This window comes from Actinomadura opuntiae (genome assembly GCF_030283205.1).
GTDB lineage: Bacteria > Actinomycetota > Actinomycetes > Streptosporangiales > Streptosporangiaceae > Spirillospora.
The window spans coordinates 239,385-266,069 of record NZ_JASNWF010000011.1 but is presented as its reverse complement, the minus strand read 5'-3'; the positions used below and the strand labels follow the sequence as shown (position 1 = coordinate 266,069).

At 73.2% G+C, this 26,685-nt stretch carries 26 protein-coding genes; 14 read left to right on the top strand and 12 right to left on the bottom strand.

The window, feature by feature from the left end:
* Positions 1-15 precede the first annotated feature (15 nt).
* From QP089_RS24930 to QP089_RS24900, 7 genes are all read left to right on the top strand, one after another.
* Complete coding sequence (locus QP089_RS24930; protein ID WP_285914392.1) at positions 16-1,728, top strand: MFS transporter; 1,713 nt, start codon at positions 16-18, stop codon at positions 1,726-1,728.
* Positions 1,729-1,854: 126 nt separating this feature from the next.
* Positions 1,855-2,883, top strand: a complete 1,029-nt coding sequence (locus QP089_RS24925) for a LacI family DNA-binding transcriptional regulator (protein WP_285914389.1) — start codon at positions 1,855-1,857, stop codon at positions 2,881-2,883.
* Positions 2,884-2,911: 28 nt separating this feature from the next.
* Positions 2,912-4,132 carry an extracellular solute-binding protein gene (locus QP089_RS24920; protein WP_285914387.1) on the top strand — a complete coding sequence of 407 codons (1,221 nt, stop codon included), beginning with the start codon at positions 2,912-2,914 and terminating at the stop codon, positions 4,130-4,132.
* The gene (locus QP089_RS24915) at positions 4,129-5,235 is read left to right on the top strand and encodes an ABC transporter ATP-binding protein (RefSeq protein ID WP_285914386.1); all 1,107 of its coding nucleotides are present in this window, start codon (positions 4,129-4,131) and stop codon (positions 5,233-5,235) included. Before QP089_RS24920 ends, QP089_RS24915 begins: the two co-directional genes overlap by 4 nt.
* Entirely contained in the window at positions 5,235-6,158 is a 924-nt protein-coding gene (locus QP089_RS24910) for an ABC transporter permease (RefSeq protein WP_285914385.1), read from the top strand. The genes QP089_RS24915 and QP089_RS24910 overlap by 1 nt, the downstream gene beginning before the upstream one ends.
* On the top strand, positions 6,155-7,003 hold the full coding sequence (locus tag QP089_RS24905) for an ABC transporter permease (RefSeq protein ID WP_285914383.1): 849 nt from the start codon (positions 6,155-6,157) through the stop codon (positions 7,001-7,003). Before QP089_RS24910 ends, QP089_RS24905 begins: the two co-directional genes overlap by 4 nt.
* The gene (locus QP089_RS24900; protein WP_285914382.1) at positions 7,000-7,755 is read left to right on the top strand and encodes an SDR family NAD(P)-dependent oxidoreductase; all 756 of its coding nucleotides are present in this window, start codon (positions 7,000-7,002) and stop codon (positions 7,753-7,755) included. Before QP089_RS24905 ends, QP089_RS24900 begins: the two co-directional genes overlap by 4 nt.
* Positions 7,756-7,820: 65 nt before the next feature.
* On the opposite strand, the gene QP089_RS24895 is transcribed toward QP089_RS24900, so the two are convergent.
* From QP089_RS24895 to QP089_RS24885, 3 genes are all read right to left on the bottom strand, one after another.
* Positions 7,821-8,795, bottom strand: coding sequence for a hypothetical protein (locus tag QP089_RS24895; RefSeq protein ID WP_285914381.1), 975 nt, complete (start codon positions 8,793-8,795; stop codon positions 7,821-7,823).
* 161 nt (positions 8,796-8,956) lie between these two features.
* Complete coding sequence (locus QP089_RS24890) at positions 8,957-10,075, bottom strand: DUF2637 domain-containing protein (RefSeq protein WP_285914380.1); 1,119 nt, start codon at positions 10,073-10,075, stop codon at positions 8,957-8,959.
* 112 nt (positions 10,076-10,187) lie between these two features.
* On the bottom strand, positions 10,188-10,853 hold the full coding sequence (locus QP089_RS24885) for a dioxygenase family protein (RefSeq protein WP_285914379.1): 666 nt from the start codon (positions 10,851-10,853) through the stop codon (positions 10,188-10,190).
* A gap of 245 nt (positions 10,854-11,098) precedes the next feature.
* Here QP089_RS24885 and QP089_RS24880 point away from each other — a divergent pair, with 245 nt between their 5' ends.
* The 5 genes from QP089_RS24880 to QP089_RS24860 all read left to right on the top strand — a co-directional run bounded on the left by QP089_RS24880 (position 11,099) and on the right by QP089_RS24860 (position 15,856).
* On the top strand, positions 11,099-12,067 hold the full coding sequence (locus tag QP089_RS24880) for an AraC-like ligand-binding domain-containing protein (RefSeq protein WP_285914377.1): 969 nt from the start codon (positions 11,099-11,101) through the stop codon (positions 12,065-12,067).
* Between the two features lie 96 nt (positions 12,068-12,163).
* Positions 12,164-13,489 (top strand): erythromycin esterase family protein, encoded by a 1,326-nt coding sequence (locus QP089_RS24875; RefSeq protein ID WP_285914375.1) that lies wholly within the window; start codon positions 12,164-12,166, stop codon positions 13,487-13,489.
* Between the two features lie 63 nt (positions 13,490-13,552).
* On the top strand, positions 13,553-14,341 hold the full coding sequence (locus tag QP089_RS24870) for a DUF427 domain-containing protein (RefSeq protein WP_285914374.1): 789 nt from the start codon (positions 13,553-13,555) through the stop codon (positions 14,339-14,341).
* 87 nt (positions 14,342-14,428) lie between these two features.
* On the top strand, positions 14,429-15,055 hold the full coding sequence (locus QP089_RS24865) for a LysE family translocator (protein WP_285914373.1): 627 nt from the start codon (positions 14,429-14,431) through the stop codon (positions 15,053-15,055).
* An 87-nt stretch (positions 15,056-15,142) separates the two neighbouring features.
* Entirely contained in the window at positions 15,143-15,856 is a 714-nt protein-coding gene (locus QP089_RS24860) for a Crp/Fnr family transcriptional regulator (RefSeq protein ID WP_285914372.1), read from the top strand.
* A 2-nt stretch (positions 15,857-15,858) separates the two neighbouring features.
* On the opposite strand, the gene QP089_RS24855 is transcribed toward QP089_RS24860, so the two are convergent.
* A complete protein-coding gene (locus tag QP089_RS24855) occupies positions 15,859-16,296 on the bottom strand; it encodes a DUF3291 domain-containing protein (protein ID WP_285914370.1) in 438 nt (145 codons plus the stop codon).
* An 88-nt stretch (positions 16,297-16,384) separates the two neighbouring features.
* Here QP089_RS24855 and QP089_RS24850 point away from each other — a divergent pair, with 88 nt between their 5' ends.
* Positions 16,385-16,948 carry a TetR/AcrR family transcriptional regulator gene (locus QP089_RS24850; protein WP_285914367.1) on the top strand — a complete coding sequence of 188 codons (564 nt, stop codon included), beginning with the start codon at positions 16,385-16,387 and terminating at the stop codon, positions 16,946-16,948.
* Positions 16,949-16,964: 16 nt separating this feature from the next.
* Here QP089_RS24850 and QP089_RS24845 read toward each other — a convergent pair whose 3' ends face one another.
* The 4 genes from QP089_RS24845 to QP089_RS24830 form a co-directional block, all read right to left on the bottom strand.
* Entirely contained in the window at positions 16,965-18,422 is a 1,458-nt protein-coding gene (locus tag QP089_RS24845) for an MFS transporter (protein WP_285914365.1), read from the bottom strand.
* 37 nt (positions 18,423-18,459) lie between these two features.
* Positions 18,460-19,488, bottom strand: a complete 1,029-nt coding sequence (locus QP089_RS24840) for a sigma-70 family RNA polymerase sigma factor (protein WP_285914364.1) — start codon at positions 19,486-19,488, stop codon at positions 18,460-18,462.
* 78 nt (positions 19,489-19,566) lie between these two features.
* On the bottom strand, positions 19,567-21,225 hold the full coding sequence (gene qcrB, locus QP089_RS24835; protein ID WP_285914363.1) for a cytochrome bc1 complex cytochrome b subunit: 1,659 nt from the start codon (positions 21,223-21,225) through the stop codon (positions 19,567-19,569).
* A 101-nt stretch (positions 21,226-21,326) separates the two neighbouring features.
* Positions 21,327-21,971: a hypothetical protein gene (locus QP089_RS24830; RefSeq protein WP_285914362.1), complete on the bottom strand. Its 645-nt coding sequence runs from the start codon at positions 21,969-21,971 to the stop codon at positions 21,327-21,329.
* 302 nt (positions 21,972-22,273) lie between these two features.
* On the opposite strand from QP089_RS24830, the gene QP089_RS24825 reads away from it, so the two are divergent.
* The gene (locus tag QP089_RS24825) at positions 22,274-23,017 is read left to right on the top strand and encodes a hypothetical protein (protein WP_285914361.1); all 744 of its coding nucleotides are present in this window, start codon (positions 22,274-22,276) and stop codon (positions 23,015-23,017) included.
* Here QP089_RS24825 and QP089_RS24820 read toward each other — a convergent pair.
* Genes QP089_RS24820 through QP089_RS24805 form a run of 4 tightly spaced genes read right to left on the bottom strand, consistent with a single transcriptional unit; the run spans position 23,014 to position 26,591 of the window.
* Positions 23,014-24,264 carry a ferritin-like domain-containing protein gene (locus QP089_RS24820; protein WP_285914359.1) on the bottom strand — a complete coding sequence of 417 codons (1,251 nt, stop codon included), beginning with the start codon at positions 24,262-24,264 and terminating at the stop codon, positions 23,014-23,016. The genes QP089_RS24825 and QP089_RS24820 overlap by 4 nt on opposite strands.
* The gene (locus QP089_RS24815) at positions 24,261-25,121 is read right to left on the bottom strand and encodes an HvfC/BufC N-terminal domain-containing protein (protein ID WP_285914357.1); all 861 of its coding nucleotides are present in this window, start codon (positions 25,119-25,121) and stop codon (positions 24,261-24,263) included. Before QP089_RS24815 ends, QP089_RS24820 begins: the two co-directional genes overlap by 4 nt.
* Complete coding sequence (gene bufB, locus QP089_RS24810) at positions 25,114-25,995, bottom strand: MNIO family bufferin maturase (protein ID WP_285914355.1); 882 nt, start codon at positions 25,993-25,995, stop codon at positions 25,114-25,116. Before bufB ends, QP089_RS24815 begins: the two co-directional genes overlap by 8 nt.
* Positions 25,992-26,591, bottom strand: coding sequence for a hypothetical protein (locus QP089_RS24805; protein WP_285914352.1), 600 nt, complete (start codon positions 26,589-26,591; stop codon positions 25,992-25,994). The genes bufB and QP089_RS24805 overlap by 4 nt, the downstream gene beginning before the upstream one ends.
* Positions 26,592-26,685: the final 94 nt, after the last annotated feature.

Sequence of the window (26,685 nt, the reverse complement as noted above, 5' to 3'; positions counted from 1 at the left end):
TCGGGAGGGGAGAGCGTGCCGACCAAGCACTATCCGTGGGTCGCGCTGAGCAACACGACGCTGGGCATGCTGCTGGCCACGGTCAACTCCTCGATCGTGATCATCTCGCTGCCGGCGATCTTCCGCGGCATCCACCTGAACCCCCTCGAGCCGGGCAACGTCAGCTACCTGCTGTGGGTGCTGATGGGGTACATGCTCGTCTCGGCCGTCCTGGTGGTGACGCTCGGCCGGCTGGGCGACATGTTCGGGCGCGTCCGCATGTACAACGCGGGCTTCGCGGTCTTCACGGTCGGGACGGTCGCGCTCGGGCTCGACCCGCTGCACGGCGGCGCGGGCGCGGTCTGGCTGATCGCCTGGCGGGTGTTCCAGGGCATCGGCGGCGCCATGCTGATGGCCAACTCCGCCGCGATCCTCACCGACGCGTTCCCGGCCGACCGGCGCGGCATGGCCATGGGCGTCAACCAGGTCGCCGGCATCGCGGGCAGCTTCCTCGGCCTGGTCGCCGGCGGGCTGCTGAGCGAGGTCAACTGGCGGCTGGTGTTCTTCGCCTCCGCCCCGATCGGCCTGATCGGCACGCTGTGGGCCTACCGCAGCCTCGTCGAGACGGCCACGCGCTCGCTCCGCACCAGGATCGACTGGATCGGCAACGCCACCTTCGCGGTCGGGCTGACCGCGCTGCTGGCCGCGATCACCTACGGCATCCAGCCGTACGGCGGCCACGACATGGGCTGGACGAACCCGTGGGTGCTCGCCGGCGTCATCGGCGGCGTCGTGGTCCTCGCGGTCTTCTGCTACATCGAGACCAGGGTGGACGAGCCGATGTTCCACCTGGACCTGTTCAAGATCCGCGCGTTCGCGGCCGGGAACGCGGCCGGGCTGCTCGCCGCGATCTCCCGCGGCGGCATGCAGTTCATGCTGATCATCTGGCTGCAGGGCATCTGGCTGCCGCTGCACGGCTACGACTTCGAGGACACCCCGCTGTGGGCCGGCATCTACCTGCTGCCGCTGACCGTCGGGTTCCTGGTCGCCGGGCCGATCTCCGGCCACCTGTCCGACCGGCACGGGGCCCGCGCGTTCGCCTCCGGCGGGCTGGCGCTGTCCGCGCTGGCCTTCCTCGGGCTGCTGCTGATCCCGACGGACTTCAACTACTGGGCCTTCGCGGCGCTGATCTTCCTCAACGGGGTCGGCTCCGGGCTGTTCGCCGCGCCCAACACCACCGCGATCATGAACGCGGTGCCGGCGGGGCAGCGCGGCGCCGCGTCCGGCATGCGCGCCACCTTCATGAACGCCGGCATGGTGCTGTCCATCGGGGTGTTCTTCTCGCTGATGATCGCCGGGCTGTCGAACTCGCTGCCGAAGACGCTGACCGGCGGGCTGACCTCGCACGGCGTCCCGGCGGACGTCGCGGGCCAGGTGGGCCGGACCCCGCCGGTCGGGACGCTGTTCGCCGCGTTCCTCGGCTACAACCCGATCCAGAACCTGCTGGAGCCGTTCGGCGTGCTGTCCAAGCTGGACCCGCACGACGTCGCCACGCTCACCGGCCGCTCGTACTTCCCGCACCTGATCGCCGACCCGTTCCACCACGGCCTGGTGATCGTCTTCAGCATGGCGATCGCCATGTCGCTGATCGGGGCGCTGGCCTCGCTGCTGCGCGGCCGCCGCTACGTGCACGACGACTCGGCGACCGGCGCGCCCGAGCCGGTGAAGGCCGGGAAGGACGCCACCTAGCCCCGCACGCAGGACCCCGCCCCGGAACCCCCGGCCGCCCGCGCGGCCGGGGGTTCCGCCGTGTCCGGCCGGATCGGTCGCGGCCGCCCCATTGACGCGTACCACAAACGTTTTCATACTCCGGGCATGAGCACCGCGCCCGACGGCTCCCGGGCGACGATCCGGGCCGTGGCGAGGCTCGCCGGGGTGTCCGCCTCGACGGTCTCGCGCGCCCTGAACGCCCCCGAGCTGGTCAACGCCGAGACCCGGCGGCGCGTGCTCGAATGCGCCGAGCGGCTGGGCTACCAGCCCAACCGGGCGGCGCAGTCCCTCGTCCTCGGCCGCACCCGCAACGTCGGGCTGATCGTCCCCGACATCGCCAACCCCTTCTACGCGCCGTTCATCAAGGGCGTGGAGGCGCACTTCCGCGACACCGAGTACGCGGTGTTCCTCGCCGACACCGACGAGGACACCGCGACCGAGGTCCGGCTCGCCGAGGCCATGTCCGAACGGGTGGACGGGCTGATCCTGTGCGCCCCCCGCATGTCCGGGACGCGGCTGCGCACCGTCGCGTCCAAGACCACGATCGTGCTGGCCAACCGGGTCAGCCGCGCCGCGCCGTCGGTCCTGCTGGACTTCCGGCCCGGCATGGAGCAGGCCGTCGCGCACGTCCACGCGCTCGGCCACCGCCGCTGCGCCTACCTGGCCGGGCCCGCCAACTCCTGGTCCAACCGGCAGCGGCGCAGGTTCCTGGCCGCCGGCTGCGCCGAACGCGGCATGGAGCTGGTCGAGCTCGGCCCGTACGAGCCGCGCTTCACCGGCGGCTACCGCGCCGCGGACGAGGTGCTCGCCCGGGACGTGACCGCCGTGTTCGCCTACAACGACCTCGTCGCGCTCGGCGTGCTGTCCCGGCTCACCGCGCGCGGCGTCCCCGTCCCCGCCCGGCCCGGCGCGCCGGGCGGGCTCAGCCTCGTCGGCTTCGACGACGTCCCGATGGCGTCGATGACCAACCCGCCCCTCACCACCGTGGCGATGCCCGTGACCGCCCTCGCAAGAGCCGCGGCCGCCGCCATGCACGCGATGCTCGCCGAGGGGGCGCCGGGCGCGCCCCCGCCGCCGCCGGCCGCCGAGCTGGCGACCCGTCTCCTCATCCGAGGCACCACCGGGCCGATCTGAGCGCCGGCCCGCCCTGGAGGACCACCCCATGCGCATCCCCCGAAACGCCGTCCTCGCCCTCTCCGCCGCCACCGCCGTCCTCGCCGCCGCCTGCGGCGCCCCCGACTCCGGCGGCAAGTCGATCTCCGAGCCCCCGCCCGCCGACGTCAGGCTCCCGTCCAAGCCGGTCACCCTCAACATCGTGGACGTCGCCGGCAACCTCCAGCTCACCCAGCCGATCTTCGAGAACTACCAGAAGACCCACCCCAAGCTCGTCAGCAAGATCACCTACACCAAGGTCACCGCGCCCGAGCTGGCCGGCAAGGTCAAGGCGCAGCAGGACGCCGGCCGCCTCGACATCGACCTCGTGCTGACCGGCACCGACGGCCTGTCCGCCGGGCTGGAGCAGAACCTCTGGATCGACCTGCTCGGCAAGTACGCCGACAAGCTCCCGGACGTGAAGTCGATCTACCAGGACCCCGCCGCGAAGATGCAGGACCTCGCGCAGGGCAAGGGCGTCGTCGTCACCTACTACCCGTCCGGCCCGCTGCTGGAGTACAACCCGAAGACCGTCCCGAACCCGCCGAAGACCGCGCAGGACCTGCTCGCCTGGGCGAAGGCGCACCCGAAACGCCTCGAATACGCACGTCCCGCCAACTCCGGGCCCGGCCGCACCTGGCTGATGGGCCTGCCCTACATCCTCAAGGACTCCAACCCGATGGACCCGGTGAACGGCTGGTCCAAGACCTGGACCTACCTCAAGGAACTCGGCAGGTACGTCGACTACTACCCGACCGGCACCTCGCAGACCATGAAGGAGCTCGGCGAGGGCTCCCGCGACATCGTCCTCACCACCACCGGCTGGGACATCAACCCCCGCGCCCTCGGCCAGGTCCCCAAGAACGTCGGGGTGCAGTCGCTCGACGGCTTCACCTGGGTGACCGACGCGCACTACATGGTCGTGCCGAAGGGAGTGTCCGGCGGCAAGCTCGCCGTCCTCGCCGACCTCATGAAGTTCGCGCTCACCCCGCAGCAGCAGGCCGTCACCTACGACAAGGGCTACTTCTACCCCGGCCCCGCCGTGAAGGGCGTGACCCTGTCGATGGCGCCGGCGGAGAGCCAGAAGGTCATCCAGGAGTACGGCCGCCCCGGATACGACAAGCTCATCGCCGGCAACCCGAAGGCCCCGCCCCTGGACGCCAAGGCCATGGTCGCCGCCTTCGACCGCTGGGACCGCGAGATCGGCGGCCAAAAGGTCAAGAAGTCATGACGGCGGAGGTGGTGGCGGCGCGGGGCGCGCGGGGGACGTTCGGGGCGCTGCGGTTGGAAGGGGTGACGCGGCGGTTCGGGAAGGCGGTGGCGCTGAGCGGGCTCGATCTGCTGATCGAGGGCGGGGAGTTCCTCGCGCTGCTCGGGCCGTCCGGGTGCGGCAAGTCGACGGCGCTGAACTGCCTGGCCGGGCTGCTGCCGTTGTCGGAGGGCGGCATCTGGCTGGACGACGAGCGCATCGACGGCCTGCCGCCGGAGCGGCGCGGGTTCGGGATGGTGTTCCAGAACTACGCGCTGTTCCCGCACCTGTCGGTCCGCAGGAACGTCGCGTTCGGGCTGTCGGTCCGGCGCGTCGGGAAGGCGGAGACGGCGCGGCGGGTCGACGAGGCGCTGCGCATGGTCGAGCTGACCGAGCACGAGAACAAGCTGCCCGGCCAGCTGTCGGGCGGCCAGCAGCAGCGGGTGGCGATCGCCCGCGCGATCGTGCTGCGGCCCCGGCTGGTGCTGATGGACGAGCCGCTGTCCAACCTGGACGCGAAGCTGCGCGTCCAGATGCGCACCGAGATCCGCCGCATCCACCAGGACCTCGGCTTGACCACCGTGTACGTGACGCACGACCAGGAGGAGGCGCTCGCGCTCGCCGACCGTGTCGTGGTGCTGCGCGCGGGACGCGTCGAGCAGATCGGCACGCCCGAGGACGTCTACACCTATCCAGCGAGCACCTACATCGCCGGGTTCATGGGCTACCGGAACCTGCTGGAGCTGCCCGTGCTGTCGGCGGCGGACGGGCGGGTCACGCTGGGGGAGCCGGACGGCCCGGAGCTGACCGGCGTCGCCCAGGAGGCCGTCGAGGGGACGCGGGCGGTCGCCGCCGTCCGGCCCGAGGACTTCCGGGTCGCCGCGTCCGGGCAGGACGGCAACGCGCTGTCGGTGCGGGTCGAGGTGTCGGAGTTCCACGGACGCGAGGTCGCCGCCGAAGGCGTCACCGACGGCGGGCAGGTGATCCACTTCCGGACGCCGGAGCGGATCGCGCCGGGGGAGCGGGTCACGCTGACCGTCCCGCCCGAACGCGTGCTCGTGTTCCAGGGCGAGGGGGACGGGTGATGGCCGTCGACGCCCCCGCGCGTCCCGCACCGGCGAAGGCGCGGGGCGGCCTGCGGCACCGGCTCGCCGAACGCGGCGTCGACCGGGTGCTGCTCCTGCTGCTTCCCGCGCTGCTCGTCGTCGTGCTGCTGTTCCTGTACCCGATGATGTACGGGGTCGGGCTGTCGCTGCAGCCGATGCACGGCGGCGGCGCGCTCGCCAACTACCGCGAGTTCTTCCAGGACTCCTACCAGCGCGGCACGGTCTGGAAGACGCTGCGGCTCGCGCTCCCCGCCGCGCTGATCAACGTGGGCGCGTCCGTGCCGATCGCCTACCGGCTGCGCGGGCGGTTCAGGGGCCGGCGGCTGCTGACGGCGGTACTGGTCCTGCCGGTCACGCTAGGAACGGTCCTGGTGGCGGACGGCATCCTCCGCTACCTCGGCCCGAAGGGCTGGTTCAACCGGGTCCTGATGGACGTCGGGCTCGTCGACCACCCGGTCCGGCTGATCTACAACTACTGGGGCGTGCTGTTCTCGCTGCTCATCACCGGGTTCCCGTTCGCGTTCCTGCTCGTCCTGGCGTACATGTCGGGCATCGACCCGACGCTGGAGCGGGCCGCCGCGACGCTCGGCGCCGGACCCTGGCAGCGGATGCGCCGCGTCGTGCTGCCGCTGCTCGCGCCCGGCCTCGCCACCACGTTCGTGCTCGCGTTCGTGCTGGCGTTCTCGGTGTTCCCGTCCGCGAACCTCGTCGGCCAGCCCGCCGGGGAGACGCGGGTCATGGCGATCGCCGCCTACCAGGCGGCGTTCGAGAAGTACGACTACTCGATGGCCTCGACCATCGCCGTGCTGATGGGCGTGTTCGAGCTGCTGGTCATCTCGGTGACGCTGCTGCTGCGCGGCCGCCTCTACACCGGGCCCGCGACGGGAGGGAAGGGATCGTGAGCACCGTCTCCGCGGCACGCGCGCGCGGCCGTGCCGGCAGCTGGATCGTCTGGATCTGCGTGGCGTTCTTCCTGGTCAATCTGGCCGCGCTGATCCTGTCGGTGGTCGTCGACTCGTTCGGGACGCGCTGGTTCGCCGGCTGGCTCCCCGAGGGCTTCACCAAGGCGTGGTACTCCGACGCGTGGGAGGAGTTCCAGCTCGGCGACGTCCTGCGCGTCACGCTGGAGGTGACGCTCGCGGTCGTCGCGCTGGCGCTGCTGCTCGGCGTCCCCGCCGGGTACGCGCTCGCGCGCCGGACCTTTCCGGGCAAGCGGATCGTGATGTTCCTGCTGTTCCTGCCGGTGCTGCTGCCGCCGATCACCTACGGCATCCCGCTCGCCACCGTCCTGTACAAGGTGCACCTGGCGGGGACGCTGACCGGCGTCATCGCCGCGAACCTCGTGCCCGCGCTGCCGTTCGTCGTGCTGGTGATGACGCCGTTCGTCGAGCAGATCGACGCCAACGTGGAGTCGGCGGCCCGCATGTGCGGCGCCCGCACCGGGCAGGTGTTCGCGCGGGTGCTGGTGCCGCTGCTGCTGCCCGGCATCCTGGCCGCCGGGATCCTGGTGCTGGTGCGGACCGTCGCGATGTTCGAGCTGACGTTCCTCGTCGCGGACGCCGACAGCCAGACCCTGATCGTCGCGCTCTACAGCGCCGCGTTCACCCCCGGCATCCGCGCCGCCCAGGCCATCGACGCGATGGCCGTGATCTACATGGCCCTGTCGGCGGTGCTGCTGGTCATCGCCCTGATATTCATCAACCCGACGCAGCTCGTCGCGCAGGTGAGGGAGGCCCAGGCCGAATGAGCGCCGTACGGTTCGACTACCGGGGCGAGCGGGTGGTGGTGACGGGGGCGGCCGGGCTGATCGGCCGCGCCCTGGTCGCCCGGTTCGCCGGAGCCGGCGCGCGGGTGCTGGCCGTCGACGTGGACGCCGACGGGCTGAAGGTCCACGACGGCGCGCCCGGCGTGGACGTGCTGGCCGGCGACCTGGCCCGCGAGGACGTCGCCGACGCGGTGTTCGAGCGGCTCCGCGCCGACGGCGGCGGCCTCGACGTCCTGGTCAACAACGCCGCGATGACCGAGCTGCGCACCCCCTTCGCCGACATCGGGGCGGCGGTGTGGGACGCGGTCGTCGCGGCGAACCTGCGCTCGGCGTACCTGCTGTCGGTCCGCGCCGTCCGGTACTGGCGGGACGCCGGGCGCGGCGGCGCGATCGTCAGCATGTCGTCGCCCGGCGGGACCCGCGCCCACGAGAACCAGAGCGTCTACGACGTCACCAAGGCGGGCATCGAGGCGCTCAGCCGGGCGATCGCGGTGGAGCTCGGCGGCCTCGGCATCCGCGCGAACTGCATCGCCCCGGCCAGCGTCGTCGGGACGGTGCGCCCCGCCACCGACATCCCGTCCGGCCGCACGACCTCGCCCGAGGAGGTCGCGGACGCGGCGCTGTACCTGGCGTCCCCGGCGGCGGCGCAGCTGAACGGGCACGTCCTCCACCTGGACGGCGGCCTGCACGCCCGGCTGCGCACCGACCCGTCCCAGGAGCAGCAGCGCGGCTGACCGCGCGGTGCCGCCGCAGCGCTCCTGCGGCGGCATTGCAGCGGCACCACGGCGGCCGACGGCGGTTACGGCTTCGTGCCCGCCGGTGCGGGGCAGGGGCTCGTCGTGGCGGGGCCCGGCGAGGGCGCCGGGTCTCGCTCGGGGACGCCCGGACCGGTGCGGCGCAGGTTGTGCTTCTTCATGACGGCCTGCAGATCGGGGTTGCCGTCCCGGCCGTCGGCGTCGGCGAGCGCGGGGCACGCCCAGGCGTCCTGGCGGCCCCACGAGTAGCTGATGTCGAACGCGGGCCGCGGGACGAGCCGGTCCCACCGGTGCAGGATCGCCGTCATCTCGCCGGCCTCCGGCAGCCGCCAGTTCTTCTCCCCGTCGGTGCACGCCTGCCCGAACGTCTGGAACACCGGGACGATCATCTTCGTGGCGAAGCCGGCGCTCCTCGCCTGCCCGACCATCCGGTCGATCGCCTTCAGGTCGCATCCGCCGCCGCCCGCCCGGCACGGGTAGGGGTCGAGGCCGATCAGGTCGAGATGGGTCTCGGACGGCTTCAGCGGCGCCATCGGCCAGTCCGTCAGCGACGCGAACGCCTTCTGACCGGGCGCGTACCGGTGGACGATGTCGGCCCGCTCCCGCAGCTCGCCCGCGATGCCGGGGCACTGGTCGGGGTTCGGCTCGTCCGACAGGTACCAGCCGTAGACGCGGTCGTCGCCGGCGAACCGCTTCACCGTGTCGGCGAACGCGGACGTGCTGCTCTGCTGGAAGCCGCCGCAGGTGGTGTTGCCGACCCACAGCAGCGCGCGTCCCCCCTTCGGCAGGGAGGCGATCTCGTCCTTGTCGGGGTCGACGTCGAACAGGTTGTAGCCGAGCGCGGCGGCCTTCGCGCGGTCGCCGTCCGGCATGTTGAGGGCGGCGTGCAAGGTTCCGGTGACGAGGGACGCGGCGGCGGGACGGGCGGCGGCGTCCCCGGGGGAGGGGGCCGCCAGGTACCCGGTGACGGCCCCGCCGAGCGCGGCCGCGGCGGCCACCGCGAGCAGTTGCGTCTTCATGGGTGTCTCCCGGCATCGCTGATGCGGCATGAGATGCGCGTCCAGCGTCGCACGGGAATGGCGGGGACGGCCGGGAAAGCGAGCGAGGGCCGCAATGGACCCGTAAACGGACGGGATCGGCCGCCATTTCGGACGGCCGATCCCCGGAAAGGCGTGCCGGGTCAGACGCGCCAGGAGCGGACGAGTTCGTCGAGCGCCGCCTGGTCGTAGGCGATGCCCTGCGCGGCCAGTTCCTGCGCGACGAGCTCGCCGTCGCCGTGGTGCTTGGCGAGCAGCCGGTAGACCGCGTAGGGGAACCAGTGGTTGTCGCTGATCCGGCGGATGTCGGCCTCGTCGCACACGTAACCCTCGGCGCGCACCTCCTCGAGCGTCGCGGCGATGTCGCCGTGCCGGCGCTCGAGGACGTCGATGACGATGGTGCGCAGGTTCTCCGGGTCGGGCGCGGCGGGCGCCGGGTCCTCGTGCGGCGTGCCGAGCGTGCTGCGGCCGTTGAGGCTCCCGCGCGCGGCGGCGCTGACGACGGCCAGCTCCGGGTCGGGCTCGGGCGCCGGGGCCGGAGCCGGCTCGCGGGACGCGGCCGGTGCCCGCTTCGGCGCCGCCGGAGCGGCGGCCGCCTGCTCGGCCGCGCCGGACGCGGCGCCTTCGGACGCCGTGCCGGCGGCGCCCGCCGTCCCCGACTCGATCGCCTTGCCGGAGTGGCCGGGCACCTGGATCTGCGGGAACGGGCCGGTGTTGCGCAGCGGCATCAGCGTGATCTGCTGCAGGGTGACCGGCCCCGCGATGGCGCGCGGCGCGGCGGCCTCGGGCGCCTTCTTCTGCTCCTCCTCCTCGGCCTGCCTCGCCACGTACCTATGCAGCGTTCGCAGCAGGACGAACAGGCCCAGCATCGACACGATCGGCGGGACGGCGGCGGTCGCCTGGTAGGAGAACGACCGGTGGCCGACGTGCCCCACGTTGAAGATGAGGCTGGCCGTCCAGCCCGCCAGGGCGATGGCGAGCGGCAGGAAGAAGTCGAGCCAGCTCATCATGTCCCGGCGGCGCAGCACGAAGGCGTCGACGGCGAGCAGGAAGAGGCCGAGCTCTCCCACGATGATGAACAGGTCGACCAGCAGCGGGAACGAGTCGGCCTTCCATCCGCGGAGGCCGTGCTCCAGCGCCCAGTGGTAGAGCCCGGCGTAGGACTGGGCGAAGCCGCCCGCGGTCGCGGTCATGACCGCGATCGCCATGAAGGCGATGGCCCCCCACCGTGTGATGACCTGTACCCGGTTGGCAGCGCTCATGCGGCAGGTGCTCCAGATTGTCTTACCTAACCAAATGTGATCGGTGGGAGACTATCCATTCCTTGCGTGTTTCGTGGGAGATTCCAGTTACGTCTCTGTACCGTTCGGCGCCCTACCAGACCTGCAGGACGAAATCGAACCGCGCGGTGCGCCCGTCCGGGCCGTCCTGGACGTCCATCAGCAGTTCGGGGTCGAACAGCGTGTCGGTCCGGTTGCGGGGCTCGCCGGGGAAGTACAGCTGCGTCGTGAGGATCCGCTGGTAGGGCGCTTGCGCCTTGACGTGGATGTGCCGGGTGCGGCCCGGGTAGAGGCCGGGCACGATCGTGGACAGCGCGAACCGGCCCGCCGCGTCGGTGTACTGGTGGCCGCGCAGGGTGTAGCCGGTGTTGTCGTAGTTCCCGTAGTCGTCGGCCTGCCAGAAGTCCAGCAGCGCGTTGGCGACGGGCCGGCACGACATGGAGTAGACGGTCCCGCTCACCGCGAGCCGGGTGCCGGGCATGCCGGGCTCGACGAGGGAGGTCCGCTGCGGCGAGCCGGGCTTGAAGTACGGGCCCTCGATCTGCGCGGGGGTCGGCTCGTCGTCGCCGTCGTCGCACTTCGGGGTGGGCTTGAGCACGCGCGGCCGGACGCGGGCCTGCGCTGGCGGGGCGGCGGCGGACGCGGCGGCGGGCAGCGCGAGCGCGCCGAGCCCGACGGCCACCATGAAGTTCTTGCGGGTGATGCCGGACGGCTGGTCGGCAGGGGACTGGTCGGCGGGGGGCTGGTCGTCGACGGACATGGCGGGGTCCTCTCGGAGGGGTGCGGGAGCCGCCCTCCCGGTCGCCCCGGAGGGCGCGGGAGGCGTCGAGACCTGTATAGGCCCGCCGGAGCGGCCGGGTCTTGGCCCCGGCTGCCGGGACGTTGGCGCCGACTGCCCAAACTCCGCCCGGGATGTCGTGCTGACTCGCTCATTGACCTTCCTGACCGGCCGTAGAAGCCTTGCGGGTGCGTCCGGGACCCCCGCACCCAGCGAGAAGGAGCGTCATGCCCACGCTCGTCAGCACCTCGGACCACCCTGCCCGCGACCAGGCCGACTACTGGCGGCACGCGGTCCGCGAGGCCTTCGGCCCCTTCCACGTCCGGCCCGCCCGCGCCGGCGGGTTCGCCGCCCGGTTCGCCGGCCGCACCCTCGGCCCGGTCGAGGCCGGGGAGGTGCGCGCCCCGGCCCACGAGGTCCGGCGCGGCGCCCGGCAGATCGCCCGCGACACCCGCGAGTGCTACAAGCTCGGGCTGGTCCTGCGCGGCTCGTGCGTGCTGCGCCAGAACGGCCGCCGGGTCGGGGCCGGCCCCGGTGACCTGGTCTTCTACGACCTGACCCGGCCCGTCGAGATCGCCTTCGGCGCGCACCGGATCTTCACCGTGGTGGTCCCGCACCGCGCCGTCCCGCTGCCGCACGGCCGGATGACGGAGTTGGGCGGCACGCTGCTAAGCGGCGAGGCGGGCGCCGGACGGCTCGTGGCGTCCCTGCTGACCGCGCTCGCCGAGGACGCCGACCCCGCGGACGAGCCGTACGCGCACCACCTCGGAGGCGCCATCGTCGAGCTGCTGGCCGGCGCGGCGGGGGAGCGGCTCGGCGCCGGGTCCGTGCCGCCGCCGTCCCGGGAGCAGGCGGAGGCGGTGCGCGCGATCAAGGAGTGGATCGAGGCGCACCTGCACGACCCGGACCTGACCCCGGCCGCGATCGCCGGGGCGCACCACATCTCCGTCCGGCAGCTGTACCGGGTGTTCGAGCCGGCAGGCACGACGGTGGCCCGGTACGTCCGGGACCGCAGGCTGGAGCGCTGCCGCCGGGAGCTGGCCGACCCGCTGCTGGCCGCCCGGCGGATCGGCGCGATCGCGAGCCGCTGGGGGATGCCGGACGCCGCGGGGTTCAGCCGCGCGTTCCGGGCCGCCTACGGCCTGCCGCCGTCGGCCTACCGGGCGCGGGCGACGGGCCTGCGCCGGGCCGACTGATCACCCGGCGGGACGGGCCGCATCGGCGGCGGCCGCCGTGCATCGATCCGGGGATCCGGGGAACGCGGGAGATAAGGAGCATTTGGGGGGAATGTGATGCGACATCCACGGAGCCACCAGAACCCCGACGACGCCGTCCTCGGCGCCGCGCTGCCGCTGGAGTACGCCGACGACCTGGATCCGCTGCTCGACCGGATCGGGGACGCCCGGTGCGTGCTGCTCGGCGAGGCCAGCCACGGCACCCACGAGTACTACGCGTGGCGGGCCGCGATCACCCGCCGGCTGATCGCCGAGCGCGGGTTCTCCTTCGTCGCCGTCGAGGGCGACTGGCCGGACTGCCGCCGCGTCGGCCGCTCGGTCACGCTGGCGCCCGGCGGCGCCCGGGACCCGCGGACCGCGCTGGACGCCTTCGAGCGCTGGCCCACCTGGATGTGGGCGAACGAGGAGACCGTCCGGTTCTGCCGCTGGCTGCGCGAGCACAACGCCGATCTGCCGCCGGACGAGCGCGCCGGCTTCTACGGCCTGGACGTCTACAGCCTGTGGGAGTCCCTGCGGGCCGTCATCGACCATCTGGCCGAGCACCGTCCCGAGTACCTGCACACGGCGCTGGAGGCCTACCGCTGCTTCGAGCCGCACGGCGAGGACCCGCAGTCCTACGGGTGGAACACGGCGCTGGTCCCGGACGGGTGCACCGAGGAGATCCTGGCGCTGCTGACCAGGCTGCGCCGTCCCGTCTCGCACGGCGACTCCCGCGATCCCGACGAGGAGCTGGACGTGCGGCAGAACGCCGAGGTCGCGGCGGGCGCCGAGCGCTACTACCGCGCGATGATCGGCGGCGGACCGGAGTCGTGGAACGTCCGGGACGTGCACATGGCCGACACCCTCGACCGGCTGATGGACTTCCACACCCACGGCGGGCAGGGCGGCAAGGCGGTCGTGTGGGCGCACAACACCCACGTCGGCGACGCCCGCGCCACCGACATGGCCGACGCCGGCATGGTCAACCTCGGGCAACTCGCCCGCGAGCGGCACGGCCGCGACCTGGTCGTCGCGGTCGGGTTCGCGGGCGGACCCGGCGAGGTGGTCGCCGCGCCGCGCTGGGGCGGCCCGATGGAGGTCATGACCGTACCGCCGCCGCAGGAGGGGTCGCTGGAGGACGTGCTGGCGGGGTCGGAGCTGCACCGGGGCCTGTTCGTGGTGCCGCCCGAGCGCGACATGCCCGGCTTCCTCACCGGGAGGCTGGGGCACCGCGCGATCGGCGTCGTCTACGATCCCGACCGCGATCGGCGGCAGTACGTGCCGACGCGGCTCGCCGACCGCTACGACGCGCTGTGCTGGTTCCGGACCACGTCCGCGATCGCGCCGCTGCACCTGGAGGCGGCCCGGCGCGGCGAGTTGGAGACCATGCCGTCGGGCGTGTGACAGGGTCGTCGAGCGTGCGACGGCGCCGCCAGGCGCGACCGAGGCCGACGCAGGGAGACGAGCATGACGCTGACCATGGCCCCCGGGCCGCTCGCCGGGTCGCCCGGCGACGACGTCAACTTCCGCATCGAGGGGCCGAAGCACCGGCTGCTGATGCACGACTTCCCCCGCCGGGTGCACGCCCGGTTCGGCGGGGAGGTCGTCTTCGACACCGAGCGCGGGAAGCTGCTGCACGAGACGGGGCTGCTGCCCGTCCTGTACGTGCCGGAGGAGGACGTCCGGACGGACCTGCTGGAGAGGACGGACCACAGCACGCACTGCCCGTTCAAGGGCGACGCCGCGTACTGGACGATCCGCGCCGGCGGCCGCGTCGCGGAGAACGCGGTCTGGGGGTACCCGGAGCCGCGTCCCGAGTCGTCGTGGCTGCGCGGCTACATGGCCTTCTACTGGGAGCCGATGGACGCCTGGTACGACGAGGACGAGGAGGTGCGCGGGCACCTGCGCGACCCCTTCCACCGGGTCGACGCCCGCGTCGCGTCGCGGCACGTCCGGGTGCTGATGGACGGGAAGGTCATCGCCGAGACCGAGCGTCCGATGCTGCTGTCGGAGACCGGGCTGCGCAACCGGTTCTACATCCCGGCCGAGGACGTGCGCAGCGAGCTGCTGACCCGCAGCGACAAGCACACCGTCTGCCCCTACAAGGGCGAGGCGACGTACTGGTCGCTGGACGGCGCCGAGAACGCGGCCTGGTCCTACGAGGAGCCGCTGGAGGACGCGACGAAGATCCGCGGCCACCTGAGCTTCGACCACGAGGCGGTGACCGTCGAGACCGAGCCGCCGCCCGGCACGTGACGGCGGGTCGCGTGACGGCGGGCGGGGGCGCCGCGCCGGCCGCTAAATGGGTCGCACCGGACCCGTCCGGCGTTCCATGATTCCGGCATGCTGGACACATCTCTCTACGCGGCGTTCCTCGTCGCCGCGCTCGCCCTGTGCCTCACTCCCGGCCCCGACATGATGTTCATCGTGGCCATGGGCGGACGGGGCGGGCCCGCCACCGGCGTGATGGCCGCCGCCGGCGTGGCCACCGGCGCCCTCACCCACGCCATCGCCGCGATGCTCGGCCTGTCGGCGCTGTTCACGGCGATGCCGACGCTCTACCACGTCCTGCGCTGGGCGGGCGCCGCCTATCTGCTCTACCTCGCGGTGAAGTCGTTCCGGGACCGCGGCGAACCCGCCGAGGAGGCCGCGCCCGCCGGGCCGGGGCGGCTGCGCGCGTTCTGGCAGGGCGTCGTCACCAACCTGCTCAACCCGAAGGTCATCCTGTTCAACATCGCGTTCCTGCCGCAGTTCGTGAACCCCGATCTCGGGCACCCGATGGTCCAGTTCCTCGTCCTCGGGCTGACGCTGGTGCTGATGGGCCTGGTGGTGGACGGGACGGTCGGGCTGCTGTCCGGACGCCTCGCCCTGCTGTTGCGGCGCAGCCGCCGGGTCGCGCGGGCGCTCAACCTCTTCAGCGGCACCGTCTTCACCGGCCTCGCCGTCCGGCTGGTCGCCGTCGCGAAATAGGGTCGCGCCGAGATACGCCGGGGCGGTTTACCGGACAGGTGTCAGCGGGCATGTCAAGGTACCCGGCGAAAGGTAAGGAGGAGGACCGTGGCACCCTCCTCGCCGTGCTTCCCCCGCCCCGGCTTCTGGGCCGCGCTCGACACCGCGCAGCGGACCGCGCTGCGCGCCGCCGCGCGCCCGCGCCAGTACGCCGTCAAGGCGCCGCTGGTCTACCAGGGCGACGAGTCCGACCATGTGATCATCATCGAGCGGGGCTGGACCAAGGTGACCTCCTCCACCGAGGACGGGCACGACGTGGTGCTGGCCGTGCGCGGGCCGGGCGACCTGCTCGCCGAGAGCGCGGTGCTCGGCGGCCGCACCCGCTCGGCGACGGTGACCGCGCTGTCGCCGGTGCGGGCGCTGGTCGTCCCGGCCAACCGGTTCACCGGCTTCCTGGACGAGCATCCGGGCGTCTGGATGCTGGTCACCGGGACGTTCGTGCAGCGCATCGACGACTCCGACCGGCGGCTGCGCGCGCACGTCGCCAGCCGGGGCACCCAGCGGCTCGCGCGGCTGCTGGCCGATCTCGCCGAGCGCTCGGCGCAGCACGTCCCGCCCGCGCCGGACGGGTCGATCGTCATCGGGCCGCGGCTGTCCCAGGAGGAGCTCGGCAGCTGGATGGACGCCTCCCGGGAGACCGTCGCGCGGGCCCTGACCGGGCTGCGCGCCGCCGAGCTGATCCGCACCGGCCGGCGCAGGATCACCGTCGTCGACCTGCCGGGCCTGCGCGCGTTCGCCGACGACATCGACCTGCCGGACTAGCCCTACCGCGCGCGTTCCTCGGATGAGCGCGGACGGCCGCTGGTCTCGGGCTTGCGGCTCTCGCTGATCCTCCGCTGGGCCTCCTCCCAGGTGATGGGCAGGTCGGCGGCCTTCGCCCGCCAGAACACGAACGTGGAGTCGCGCATCACCGCGCGCTTGGCGCGCATCGTGGAGCGGTGCGGTTCGGCGGCCGCGTAGGCCTTGATCGCCTGCTCGTCGCGCCACGCGGAGAGCGTCCAGAACGTCCGCCCGAACAGCTGGGCCTTCAGCGTGACGCCGTGCGCGCCGTCGGACCGGCGCGCCTGCCGCAGCAGGGAGAGCGAGGCGAGGAGGAAGCCCGGCACGTGGCGCAGCGAGCGCACCTCGAGCCGGGAGGCCATGACCGTCACCCCGGCCTCGGGATCGGCGGCCGCCACGGGGGTCCAGGGCAGGGTCGGCATGGTCGGAGTCCTTCGGTCGGGCAAATCTTGTCGCTGGCTAGATTGCCGTCCGGATGCGAACTTGTCAATGGAAAGATAGGATCCCGGCATGAGCGACGACGGCTACCACCACGGTGACCTGCGGCGGACGATCATGACGGCCGCCGTCGAGGCGATCGCCGAATCGGGACCGGCCACCTGGAGCCTGCGCGAGCTGGCCCGCCGCGCGGGCGTCTCGCACGCCGCGCCCGCCCACCACTTCGGCGACAAGGCCGGGCTGCTCACCGCCGTCGCCGCCGAGGGCTACGCGCGGTTCGCCGACGCGCTGGAGGCCGCCGGCGACGACTTCCACGACGTCGGGCTGGCCTACGTGCGCTTCGCCGTCGACCACCGCGCGTACTTCGAGGTCATGTTCCGGCCCGAGCTGTACCGGGCCGACGACCCGGAGGTCGCCGCTGCCCGCGCCCGCGCCGACACCGTCCTCGTCCGCGGTGCCCGCACGGTCGCGCCGGACCGCCCGGCGGGCGACCTCACCGCCCCGATCGCCGCCTGGTCGATCGTCCACGGCTTCGCCGAGCTGTGGTTGCGCGGCGCCCTCCCGGCCGGGCTCGGCGACGACCCCGTGGCCGCCGCCGAACCGGTCATCCGGCTGCTGTTCGCCGAGCGCGGCTGAACGGCCCGCCGCCGCCCTAGGGCCGGGCGGCGACGGAATCGCGCCCGGTCTCGGGCACCGCGGCCCGCGCCTTGGCGGGAACGCACAGCGCGGCGATCACCCCGGCGGCGGCCACCCCGGCCGCGACCCACAGCGCGGGCTTGAAGCCGTCGACGAACGACTCGGGGGAGGCGTAGCCGCCCTCGTGGGCGAACACCGCGGCGAGGATCGCGATGCCGAAGACGCCGCCGAGCTCGCGCAGCGCCGTGTTGGTTCCGGCCGCCACGCCCGCGTCGCCGGCGGGCACCGCCGCCGTCGCCGCGCCCGCCGTCGTCGCGAAGATCATGCCGGTGCCGACGCCCCCGAGGACCAGCGGCCCGACGAGCGTCCCGTAGCCCACGTCCGGCGAGGTCACCGCCGCGAGCCAGCCGAACCCGGCGGCCTGCAGCACCATCCCGCCCGCCATCAGCGGGCGCGGCCCGACGCGGTCGGCCAGCGCGCCCGACAGCGGCGCGGCGATCATCGGCATGCCCGTCCAGACCAGCAGCCGCAGCCCGGTCTCCAGCGGGGAGTCGCCCAGCCCGATCTGGAACAGCTGGGTGATCATGAACAGCGAGCCGAGCAGCGACACCGCCTGCAGGAAGATCACCGCGTTGGCGGAGGAGAAGGCGCGCAGCCGGAAGTACGCCAGCGGCAGCATCGGGTGCGCGGCCCGGCGCTCCCACAGCAGGAACGCCGCCACCAGCACGGCCCCCGCCGCCAGCGCGCCCGCCACCTCCGGCGAGTCCCAGCCGGCCGACGGCGCCCGGACCGGCGCCCACGTCAGCGCGAACATGCCGAGCCCCGCGAGGACCTGCCCCGGCAGGTCCAGGTGGGGGCGCGGCCCGCGGCTCTCCCGCAGCAGCGCCGCCGACAGCGGGATCATCACCAGCCCCACCGGCACGTTGATCCAGAAGATCCACTGCCAGGCCAGCCCCTCGGTGATCGCGCCGCCGAGGACGGGCCCGCCGGCCACCCCCAGCCCGGTGATCCCGCCCCACAGCCCGATGGCCGCACCGCGCTTCTCCACCGGGAACACGTCGCTGATCAGCGTCAGGGTCAGCGGCAGCAGCAGCGCCGCGCCGGCGCCCTCGACCACCCGCGCGGCGACGAGCGCGCCGGCGCCGCCGGCCAGCGCGCACGCGGCGGACGCCGCGGTGAACACGGCGAGGCCCGTCACGTAGATCCGGCGGCGCCCGAACCGGTCGCCCAGCGCGGAACCGGTCAGCATCAGGCAGGCGAACGCCAGGTTGTAGGCGTTGATCGTCCATTCGAGGTCGGACAGGCTCGCGCCCAGGTGGGTGCGCAGCACCGGCAGCGCGGTGGCGACCACCACCACGTCCAGGGAGCACAGGAACGCCCCCATCCCCGCCAGCACCAGCGTCCAGCCCCGCCGCGCCGCCGGGACGGCGCCCGTCGCGGACGCCTCCCGGCCGGTCGCGGTCTTGCTCGTCATCTCCGGCATCCCGGTCCCTTCCCTTGGAGCGGATCGCTCACCGGGTACAGACCGCCGCCGATCCGGAAGGAACCGGTCCGGCCGCGGAGGCCGGGGACGGCGACACGGGCGGCAGCCCGAACTTCGGGAACAGCCCGGGGTCGAGGAAGGCCGTGATCTCCGCGACGCCGCCCGCCGCGACCGTGAGCACCTGGACGCAGTGCGCGCGGTGCACGCCGTCCGCGTCGCGCCGGTACGCGGCGAAGGCCGGCTGGCCGTTGGCGGAGACCGGGAGAAGGCGCATGTCGCCCGGTCCGGAGAGGATGTGCGCCGCGGCGAAGCGCGCCACGTGGTCGCGTCCGGCGAACCAGGCCGCGAACGGCGGCATCTCCAGCGTCGCGTCCCGCGTCAGCAGGTCCGCGAGCCCGGCCGCGTCGGCGTTCTCGAACGCCGCCACGTACCGGTCGAGCAGCGCGCGGACGCCCGGATCGCCGGGTTCGGCGACCGCGTCCTGCTCCGGCGCGAGCCGCTCGATCTGCTCGCGCGCCCGCTGCAGCATGCTCTTGACCGCGACCGTGGAGGTGCCGAGCGCCTCGGCGACCTCCGCCGCCCGCCAGCCCAGCACGTCCCGCAGGATCAGCACCGCGCGCTGCCGGGCGGGCAGGTGCTGCAGCGCGGCGATCAGCGCGAGCCGGACGCCCGCGCGGGACGCGACGACCGCGGCCGGGTCGCCGCCGTGCGCCGCGTCCGCCCACCCGCCCGGCAGCGGCTGCAGCCACCCGATCTCCGGACGGGCCGGGCCGACCGGAAGGTCCGGGTCGGAGTCCGGCGCGCCCAGCCCGGACGGCAGCGGCCGCCGCCCCCGCGCGCCGAGCCCGGTCAGGCACACGTTCGTCGCGATCCGGTGCAGCCAGGTGCGCAGGGACGCCCGCCCCTCGAACCGGTCGAACGACCGCCACGCCCGCAGGTACACCTCCTGGACGAGGTCCTCCGCCTCGTCCAGGGACCCGAGCATCCGGTAGCAGTGCACCAGCAGCTCGGCCCGGTACGGGTCGGTCAGCCGCACGAAATCCCCGTCATCGGTCATCGGCATTTCCCTTCACTGCTCCCACACCTGTACAGACCCGTGGGGCAGGCGAAAGGAACCGGCTTCCCGCCGACCGATTCAGCGGGGCGCCGGTGCGGTCTCCTCGGAGGCGCCCTCCTCCAGCGCGGGATCGCCGTGAGCGGGCTCGGGGACGACGGCCAGGTCGGCGCGGAAGCGACGGTTGAGGGCCGCGCGCATCCGGGCGGCGCGGCTGCGGGCGCGCGGGCTCTCGACGCCGCCGGACGGCGGCGGGACGTCCAGCGGGACGGCCGGGGCCGGACGCGGATCGGTGATCGCCGCCGTCCGCTCCGCCGGGAGCCGCCGCTCCACCTCGCTGAACCCGCCCTCGGGCGACTGCCGGATGACACCGGTCTCCAGCCCGTGCTCGACCAGCGCGAGGTCGCGCCGCTGCAGGCCGACGCAGATCCGGTAGGTCACGGCGTAGGCCAGGACGGGGCCGAGGACGACCGCGAACCGGAAGAACCACGTCGTCCAGAACAGCGGGATGTCGAACCGGTCGGCGATGACGTCGTTGCCGCCGGCCGCCCACAGCGCCCCGTAGAACACGACGCCGCCCATGCCGACCCCGGTCCGGGCCGGGACGTCGCGGGGCCGGTCGAGCAGGTGGTGGATCTGCCGGTCCCCGGTGACCCAGCGCTCCAGGAACGGGTAGACCGCCAGCCCGGTGAACAGCAGCCCCGGCACCACCAGCGCCGGGACGAGCACGCTCAGCGCGACCGTGTGGCCCCACGCGTTGATCTCCCACGCGGGCATGATCCGCAGCGCGCCCTCCAGCCAGCCCATGTACCAGTCCGGCTGCGAGCTCGCGCTGATCGCGCCCGGGTCGTACGGGCCGAACAGCCAGATCGGGTTGATCTGGACGAACGCCGCCAGCAGCACCGTCACCCCGATCACCCACAGGAACAGCGACGTGGTCTTCGCGATGAACACCGGGAAGAACGGGTAGCCGCGCACGGTCGTGTTGGTGCTGCCCTTGCCGGGGAACTGCGTGTGCGTCTGCCGCCACGTCAGCACCACCGCGTGCAGCGGGATGAGCGCCGCCAGGATCCCCGGGATCAGCAGCACGTGCACGACGTACAGCCGCGGGACGATGTCGGTGCCGGGGAACTCGCCGCCGAACAGGAACATCACCAGGTACGAGCCGACCAGCGGGATCGACGCGGTGACGCCCTCCAGGATGCGGATGCCGGTGCCCGACAGCAGGTCGTCCGGCAGCGAGTAGCCGAACAGCCCGTTCAGCATCACCAGGATGAACATGGTGATGCCGATCAGCCAGTTCAGCTCGCGCGGCTTGCGGAACGCGCCGGTGAAGAAGTTGCGCAGCAGGTGGACGAGGATCGCGCCCATGAAGATCAGCGTCGCCCAGTGGTGGATCTGCCGGACCAGCAGCCCGCCGCGCACCTCGAAGCTGATCTTCAGGGTGGAGGCGTACGCCTCGCTCATCCGGACGCCCTTGAGCTGGGTGTAGGAGCCGTTGTAGACGACCTCGTTCATGCTCGGCTTGAAGAACAGGGTGAGGTACACCCCGGTGAGCAGCAGGATCACGAACGAGTACATCGCGATCTCCCCGACCAGGAAGGTCCACTGGTCGGGGAAGGCCTTGCGCAGCGCCTTGCGCGCGAAGCCGGTGGTGCCGAGCCGCTCGTCGAGGGCGTGCGCCGCGGCGTCCACGCCCCGCGCCGCGCCCGTCCCGGTGCTCGGCATCGTGTCCGCCATCGACGCCGTCCTTTCGTCGGTCTGGACCGGTTCTGCGCATAAGACCGATCAAGACGGACGAATGTGACATCGGCCGATGTGCGGCCCGTCACACGCGGCGGTCAGACGGCGGGCGCGGCCCACCGTTCGCGGCGCTGGTAGCGCGGCAGCCAGCGGGCCCGGTACAGCAGCCGGAACGGCGGCGGCAGCAGCCGCATCACCGCGCGGGACGTGGCGTCGGGCGCCCCGTCCAGCAGCCACGGCACGAACGAGGCCAGCCCGCGCATGCCCAGCTCGCGGCGCATCTCGACGTCGAACGTGCCCCACTCGAACGGGGTGAGCACGCGGTGGATCAGCGGCAGCATCTCCGCCTCCTTGTAGTCCAGGAGGTCGTTCACCGCCGGGGGAAGGGTGCGCGCGTACTGCCGGAACGCGCGCCGGTCGCCGTGCTCCAGCGCGGCGTCGACCCCGTCCAGCAGGGGGACGACCCGGAACGCGCGCAGCTCCAGGGCGTCGAACACCGAGGAGCGCTCGCGGCCCCGCATCACCGTCCACAGCGCGCGCTGCTCCGCCGCCTGCTGGGCCAGCCAGTGCCGCCGGAACATCCCCCAGCCGCGGGCGACCCGCCCGGCGTCCGGCGCGGAGCCCGGCGCGGTGCCGGCCGCGGCCGACATCCGGGCCATGTCCCGCCGGAACGCGTCGTAGGCGGCGTTCAGCATGGTCAGGTTGAACCGCCGTGGCGTGCTGCTCTCCGGTATGGCGCCCATGCCCCCTCCAAACCCTCTGCGCGACCCGTCACAGAGAAGATGGATCAGTGCCGCCGAACGTGACGCGATCGGGGCCCGTGCGGGTGTGACCTGCCCCACATCGCGTTCGCCCGTGCGGTGCTATATGTCCATGTAAGCACTCTTCCCTGCCGCGCCCCGCTGATGCGGCCACGAACCCGGGAGTCGCCCCATGACCGTCGGCGCGGGGGTCTACGCCGCCGTGGAGGAGCCCGGCGTGGTGCGGCCCGGCGATCGGGTCGAACTTCTGCCGTGACCGCGATCTTCGCGTACCCTGCCGCCTGATGATTGATGAGCAGACGTCGGTGAGCTCCCGGCATGTCCTGTGCGTTCTCGGGACGGGGCTGGACCTCGGCGAGGTCGAGGCGCTCGCCGAGAAGGAGGGCTTCGAGCTCGACTGGGAGTACTCCGGGTACGCGCCGGACCCGCGGATGCCCGCCGCGTTCGAGGCGTGCGGCGCGGGCGCATCCTTCACCGGCCCGGACTGGGAGGCGGTGCGCGCGCACGACACCGTCGCCTACCTGCTGTCGCCCGCCGTCCGCCCCGGCGTGGCGTTCACCGTCGCCCGCCGCACCCTGGCGCTGACCGCCGAGCTGCTGCGCTCGGGCGCCACCGCGGTGAAGAACGAGAGCAACGGGCTCGCGCACGGCCGCGACCGCTGGCTCGACCTGGCCTACAAGGCGTACGCGGGGCAGGAGGCGGCCGTCCCGCTGTACCAGGCGTGGGTCAAGAAGCCGATCACGACCGGGGCGCTGTACTTCAGCTGCGGCATGCACCTGCTCGGCGCCCCCGACGTCGAGCTGGACCACCCGGGCGACCCGCACCCCGACGACGTGCTCGACCTGATCGACGGGCTGGCGCTGTACCTGCTGATGGAGCAGCGGTCGCGGGAGGTCCAGGACGGCGAGCTGTTCGCCCTCGACGACGGCGCGGACCGCTGGGTGCTGCGGCACGGGCCGTGCGACCGGTTCGCGGAGGACGACTACTTCCATAACCCGTACGGCTACTGGCGCCTGGTCCCCGCCTAGAGGTCGGGCATCTTGTCCAGCAGCCAGCGGACGCTGTTGTCGCCGCCGAGCGCGGGGAAGTGCCGCGCCGCCTTGTCGCACAGGTCGACGAGGTGCTTCCTGCGCCCGCTCTCGGGCAGTTCGACGTACTCGAAGGTCGGGCCGATCTGGGTGTCGTCACCGGACCGGTCCCGCGCGAGCGGCCCGGCCTGCACCGGCCGCGCCACCATGATCTCGGCGATGTTGGCGAGCAGCCCCTGCATCGCGGAGACGAACGTGCGCTCGTACCCGTAGCGGAGGCTGCGGCCGCGGGCGTCCACCGCCGCGGACGGCGTCCTGTACAGCACGTCGATGAAGTGCAGCACGTAGCAGTACACCGCGTTGAACAGGTCGTTGACGGCGGCCGCGGCCTCGTCGTCGGCGTACTGGAACCACTTGGGGTCGGTCGGGACCTTCCACACCGGGCCGATCGCCTCGACGCCCTCGGCGATGCGCTGGAACTTGGTGTAGTGCGGCAGCTCGTCCATGCCGAGCTTGGGCTTGAGCGGGTCGATGCTGACCGACGGCTTCTTGGGGTCGGCGCCCTCGCCCTGCTCGACGATCATCTTGAGCGCCGTCTGCGCGGTCGCGAGGTTCTCGACGGCCAGCGGCGAACCACCGCCGTCCTTGTTCCAGTAGGCCGCCACGTACTGCAGCTCCTTGTGCGGGGCCGCCCACAGGTCCTGGCTGTTGAGGTCCTTCAGCCCCTTCTTGATGGCCTCGTAGAACAGGCCGATCGTCGTGTACTGGCCCTTCGGCGGCTTGCCCTCCTTCGGGTCGGCGTACGGCCGCTCGAACTGCATGAAGACGTCCCGGACGACCTCCTTCGTACACGGCGCCGCGTGCAGCAGCAGCGGCGGATGCCGGTGCAGCATGTACTCGGGGTAGTCGGGGATGAACGTCTCGCTGTAGAACGTCACCTGGTCGCCGGCGCCGAGCGCGACGAGGATGTTGCGGACCAGGCACAGGTGCAGCATCTCCTCGATGACGATGCTGCGGATCAGCCGCTGCGCGCTCATCCCCGGGTTCCAGCGGGACGTGCCGACCCCGCCGATCGAGTACATCGCGTACAGGTACATCGGGATCGTCTGCAGCTCGACGGCGGCGGCCTGCTGCAGATGGTTGACCAGGTCGCCCCTGGTCCGGACGCCTTCGGCGGCGTCGACGGGATGGGCGTCCAGCACGGCGGCGAGCGACGCGCTCGCGGTGGGTGCGGTCTCGGTGGTCATCGCGGAACCTCCTGTCGGGGGAGCGGGACGGGCGCGGCGGGGACGCGCTCGGGGAGGCGGGCCGTGAGCCACCGCTGGGCGATCCAGCGGCGCAGGTGGCGGCGGGCCGCGCCGTCGCCGACCCCGGCCCGCTCCGCCGCCGCGTCCAGCGGGACGCCGGACAGCAGCGCGGTGAGCAGCGCGAAGGCCTCGGTGGGCGGGCGGACGGTGACCACGCGGTAGTCGCGGCGGAACACGACCAGGTTCGACGGCTCGGGCTCGGGCGGATCGGGCCGCGCGCTGCGCCGGACGGCCGAGTGGTACTCGTGCACGGCGGCGCACGCGCGGAACACCCGCAGGCCGGGCGCCGCCGCGGCGGTCACCGCCCCGGGCAGCTCCGCCGGCCACGGCGCCGGCGGCTCGCCCTCGGTGCCGGGACCGTCGTAGACCTCGGCGAACAGGCACTCGTACCGCACCAGGTCGATCATCAGGTCGATCCAGAACTCGCGCCGCCCGGCGGGCCGGTGCCGGTCGGGGCGGTGCGCGGCCAGGTGCGCGGCGAGCCGGTCGTCCAGCCGCGCGAGCGTGTACGAGCGGGGCGGGCGGGCGTCCAGGTACTCGCCGGCGAACGCGTCGAACAGGTCGGGGCCGAGCAGCGCGCGCAGCGCCGGATGCCGGTGCCGCATCACCTCCAGCAGCCGCCGCCGGCACCCGCGCCGGTAGATCTCCAGGCGGCGCGCCGCGCCGGGGCCGCCGGGCGCGGCGAGCAGCGCCGCGGCGCGCTCCGGCCGGGGGGACGGCGCGGTGATCGCGTCCTGGAACCACTGCTGCGCGGCCCGCAGCGACGGCGGCCCGCCGGTCGCGCGCGGCTCACCCATCGGACACCGCGCTCGCGGGCAGGGCGCCGACGTGCAGGTCCGCCTTGTGCAGCTCGTCCAGCAGCGCGGGGAACGGCGGGATGTCCTCGTCCCACTCCAGCAGGGTCGGGACGGCGCCCGCCAGCGACGTCGCCAGCCGATACAGCCGCCACACCGGCTCGGCCACCGGACGGTCGTGGGTGTCGATGAGGTGGTCGCCCATGTCGGTGTGCCCGGCCAGATGGATCTGCGCCACCCGGTCGTGCGGGATGGACCGGATGTACTCCTCGGGGTCGAAGCCGTGGTTGACGGACGAGACGTGCACGTTGTTGACGTCCAGCAGCAGGCGGCAGCCCGACTCCTCGCACAGCCGCGCGAGGAACTCCCACTCCGTCATCGTCGAGTGCGCGAACGCCGCGTACGTGCTCGGGTTCTCCAGCACCAGCGGCTGCTCCAGCACGTCCTGGACGACCCGGACGCGGCGGGCGATGTGCCGCAGCGCCTCCTCGGTGAACGGGACGGGCAGCAGCTCGTGGGTGTTCACGCCCGCCACGCCCGTCCAGCAGACGTGGTCGGAGATCCAGCGGGCGCCGACGTCCTCGGCGAGCATGCGCAGCCGGCCGAGGTAGTGCATGTCCAGGGGGTCGGTGCTGCCGATCGACATCGACACCCCGTGCATGACGACCGGGTAGCGCTCGGCGATCCGCTCCAGCGCGTGCCGGGGGTAGCCGGCCGAGTCCATGAAGTTCTCGGAGATGATCTCGAACCAGCCGACGTCGGGCCACTCGGCGAGCACGTGCGGCAGGTGGGCCGAGCGCAGGCCGAGGCCCAGCCCGAGCCGGGCCCCCTCGCCGCCGCGCGCGGTCCGGGCGGCCGGTGCGGGACCGGCCGTCACCGTTCCTGGTCCTTCGCGCCGGCGTCCGCGGAGGACGTGCCCTGGCCGGTGGGGAGCCCGCCGAAGCGGGTCTCGTAGTCGGGCACCTCGTCGTCGGGGAAGCCTTCGCCTGGCGACGGCCCGAACGGGACGCCGGCCTCGAACATCCGCTGCTCGAACACCTTGCGGGCCCGCTTCCACACGCTGGTGCCCCGGTACGGGCCCGCCGCGTGCACCCGGCTCACGTTGATCGGGCTGGCGCAGCTGCCGGACCAGCGGCAGTGCTGCGCGCCCGGCATGGCCTGCTCGGCCTCGTGCCCGCTGTAGCCGCAGCCGCCCTGGGCCGCGCACTCGTTGTCGCCGTGGCAGTTGTGCGAGACGGTGGCGCACCGCCCCATCCCGGCCATGACGCCGGTGCCGTCCCGGCCGTGCCCGGCGCAGGCGTTCAGGCCCATGCAGACGTGCAGCTCCGGTACGGGCTTCAGCGGCGCGGGCCGGGGTCTCGAGCCCGCCTCGGACGCCTGGTCGCGGCTCTGCTCGGCCGCCTCGCTCTCTCCTCTGAACTTCGTGACGTCGCGGTAGGTCAGTCGGGGGTCCCTGTCGTCGGGTGGGGCCATGCGTTCGTCCTTTCCGAGCGGGAGCGGTGGTCGGGGACGGGGGTCGGGGATGGGATTCGGGTTCGGGGACGGGGTTCGGGATCGCGGACGTCGC

Bases quoted from the DNA above. Each gene is read 5' to 3' on its own strand.
- QP089_RS24825 (WP_285914361.1), top strand. From the start codon at position 22,274: ATGATTGATGAGCAGACGTCGGTGAGCTCCCGGCATGTCCTGTGCGTT.
- QP089_RS24850 (WP_285914367.1), top strand. From the start codon at position 16,385: ATGAGCGACGACGGCTACCACCACGGTGACCTGCGGCGGACGATCATG.
- QP089_RS24885 (WP_285914379.1), bottom strand. From the start codon at position 10,853: ATGTCCGTCGACGACCAGCCCCCCGCCGACCAGTCCCCTGCCGACCAG.
- QP089_RS24925 (WP_285914389.1), top strand. From the start codon at position 1,855: ATGAGCACCGCGCCCGACGGCTCCCGGGCGACGATCCGGGCCGTGGCG.
- QP089_RS24895 (WP_285914381.1), bottom strand. From the start codon at position 8,795: ATGAAGACGCAACTGCTCGCGGTGGCCGCCGCGGCCGCGCTCGGCGGG.
- QP089_RS24815 (WP_285914357.1), bottom strand. From the start codon at position 25,121: ATGGGTGAGCCGCGCGCGACCGGCGGGCCGCCGTCGCTGCGGGCCGCG.
- QP089_RS24855 (WP_285914370.1), bottom strand. From the start codon at position 16,296: ATGCCGACCCTGCCCTGGACCCCCGTGGCGGCCGCCGATCCCGAGGCC.
- QP089_RS24830 (WP_285914362.1), bottom strand. From the start codon at position 21,971: ATGGGCGCCATACCGGAGAGCAGCACGCCACGGCGGTTCAACCTGACC.
- QP089_RS24920 (WP_285914387.1), top strand. From the start codon at position 2,912: ATGCGCATCCCCCGAAACGCCGTCCTCGCCCTCTCCGCCGCCACCGCC.
- QP089_RS24840 (WP_285914364.1), bottom strand. From the start codon at position 19,488: ATGACCGATGACGGGGATTTCGTGCGGCTGACCGACCCGTACCGGGCC.
- QP089_RS24890 (WP_285914380.1), bottom strand. From the start codon at position 10,075: ATGAGCGCTGCCAACCGGGTACAGGTCATCACACGGTGGGGGGCCATC.
- QP089_RS24875 (WP_285914375.1), top strand. From the start codon at position 12,164: ATGCGACATCCACGGAGCCACCAGAACCCCGACGACGCCGTCCTCGGC.
- QP089_RS24910 (WP_285914385.1), top strand. From the start codon at position 5,235: ATGGCCGTCGACGCCCCCGCGCGTCCCGCACCGGCGAAGGCGCGGGGC.
- QP089_RS24900 (WP_285914382.1), top strand. From the start codon at position 7,000: ATGAGCGCCGTACGGTTCGACTACCGGGGCGAGCGGGTGGTGGTGACG.
- qcrB (WP_285914363.1), bottom strand. From the start codon at position 21,225: ATGGCGGACACGATGCCGAGCACCGGGACGGGCGCGGCGCGGGGCGTG.
- QP089_RS24880 (WP_285914377.1), top strand. From the start codon at position 11,099: ATGCCCACGCTCGTCAGCACCTCGGACCACCCTGCCCGCGACCAGGCC.
- QP089_RS24870 (WP_285914374.1), top strand. From the start codon at position 13,553: ATGACGCTGACCATGGCCCCCGGGCCGCTCGCCGGGTCGCCCGGCGAC.
- QP089_RS24845 (WP_285914365.1), bottom strand. From the start codon at position 18,422: ATGACGAGCAAGACCGCGACCGGCCGGGAGGCGTCCGCGACGGGCGCC.
- QP089_RS24820 (WP_285914359.1), bottom strand. From the start codon at position 24,264: ATGACCACCGAGACCGCACCCACCGCGAGCGCGTCGCTCGCCGCCGTG.
- QP089_RS24805 (WP_285914352.1), bottom strand. From the start codon at position 26,591: ATGGCCCCACCCGACGACAGGGACCCCCGACTGACCTACCGCGACGTC.
- QP089_RS24915 (WP_285914386.1), top strand. From the start codon at position 4,129: ATGACGGCGGAGGTGGTGGCGGCGCGGGGCGCGCGGGGGACGTTCGGG.
- QP089_RS24865 (WP_285914373.1), top strand. From the start codon at position 14,429: ATGCTGGACACATCTCTCTACGCGGCGTTCCTCGTCGCCGCGCTCGCC.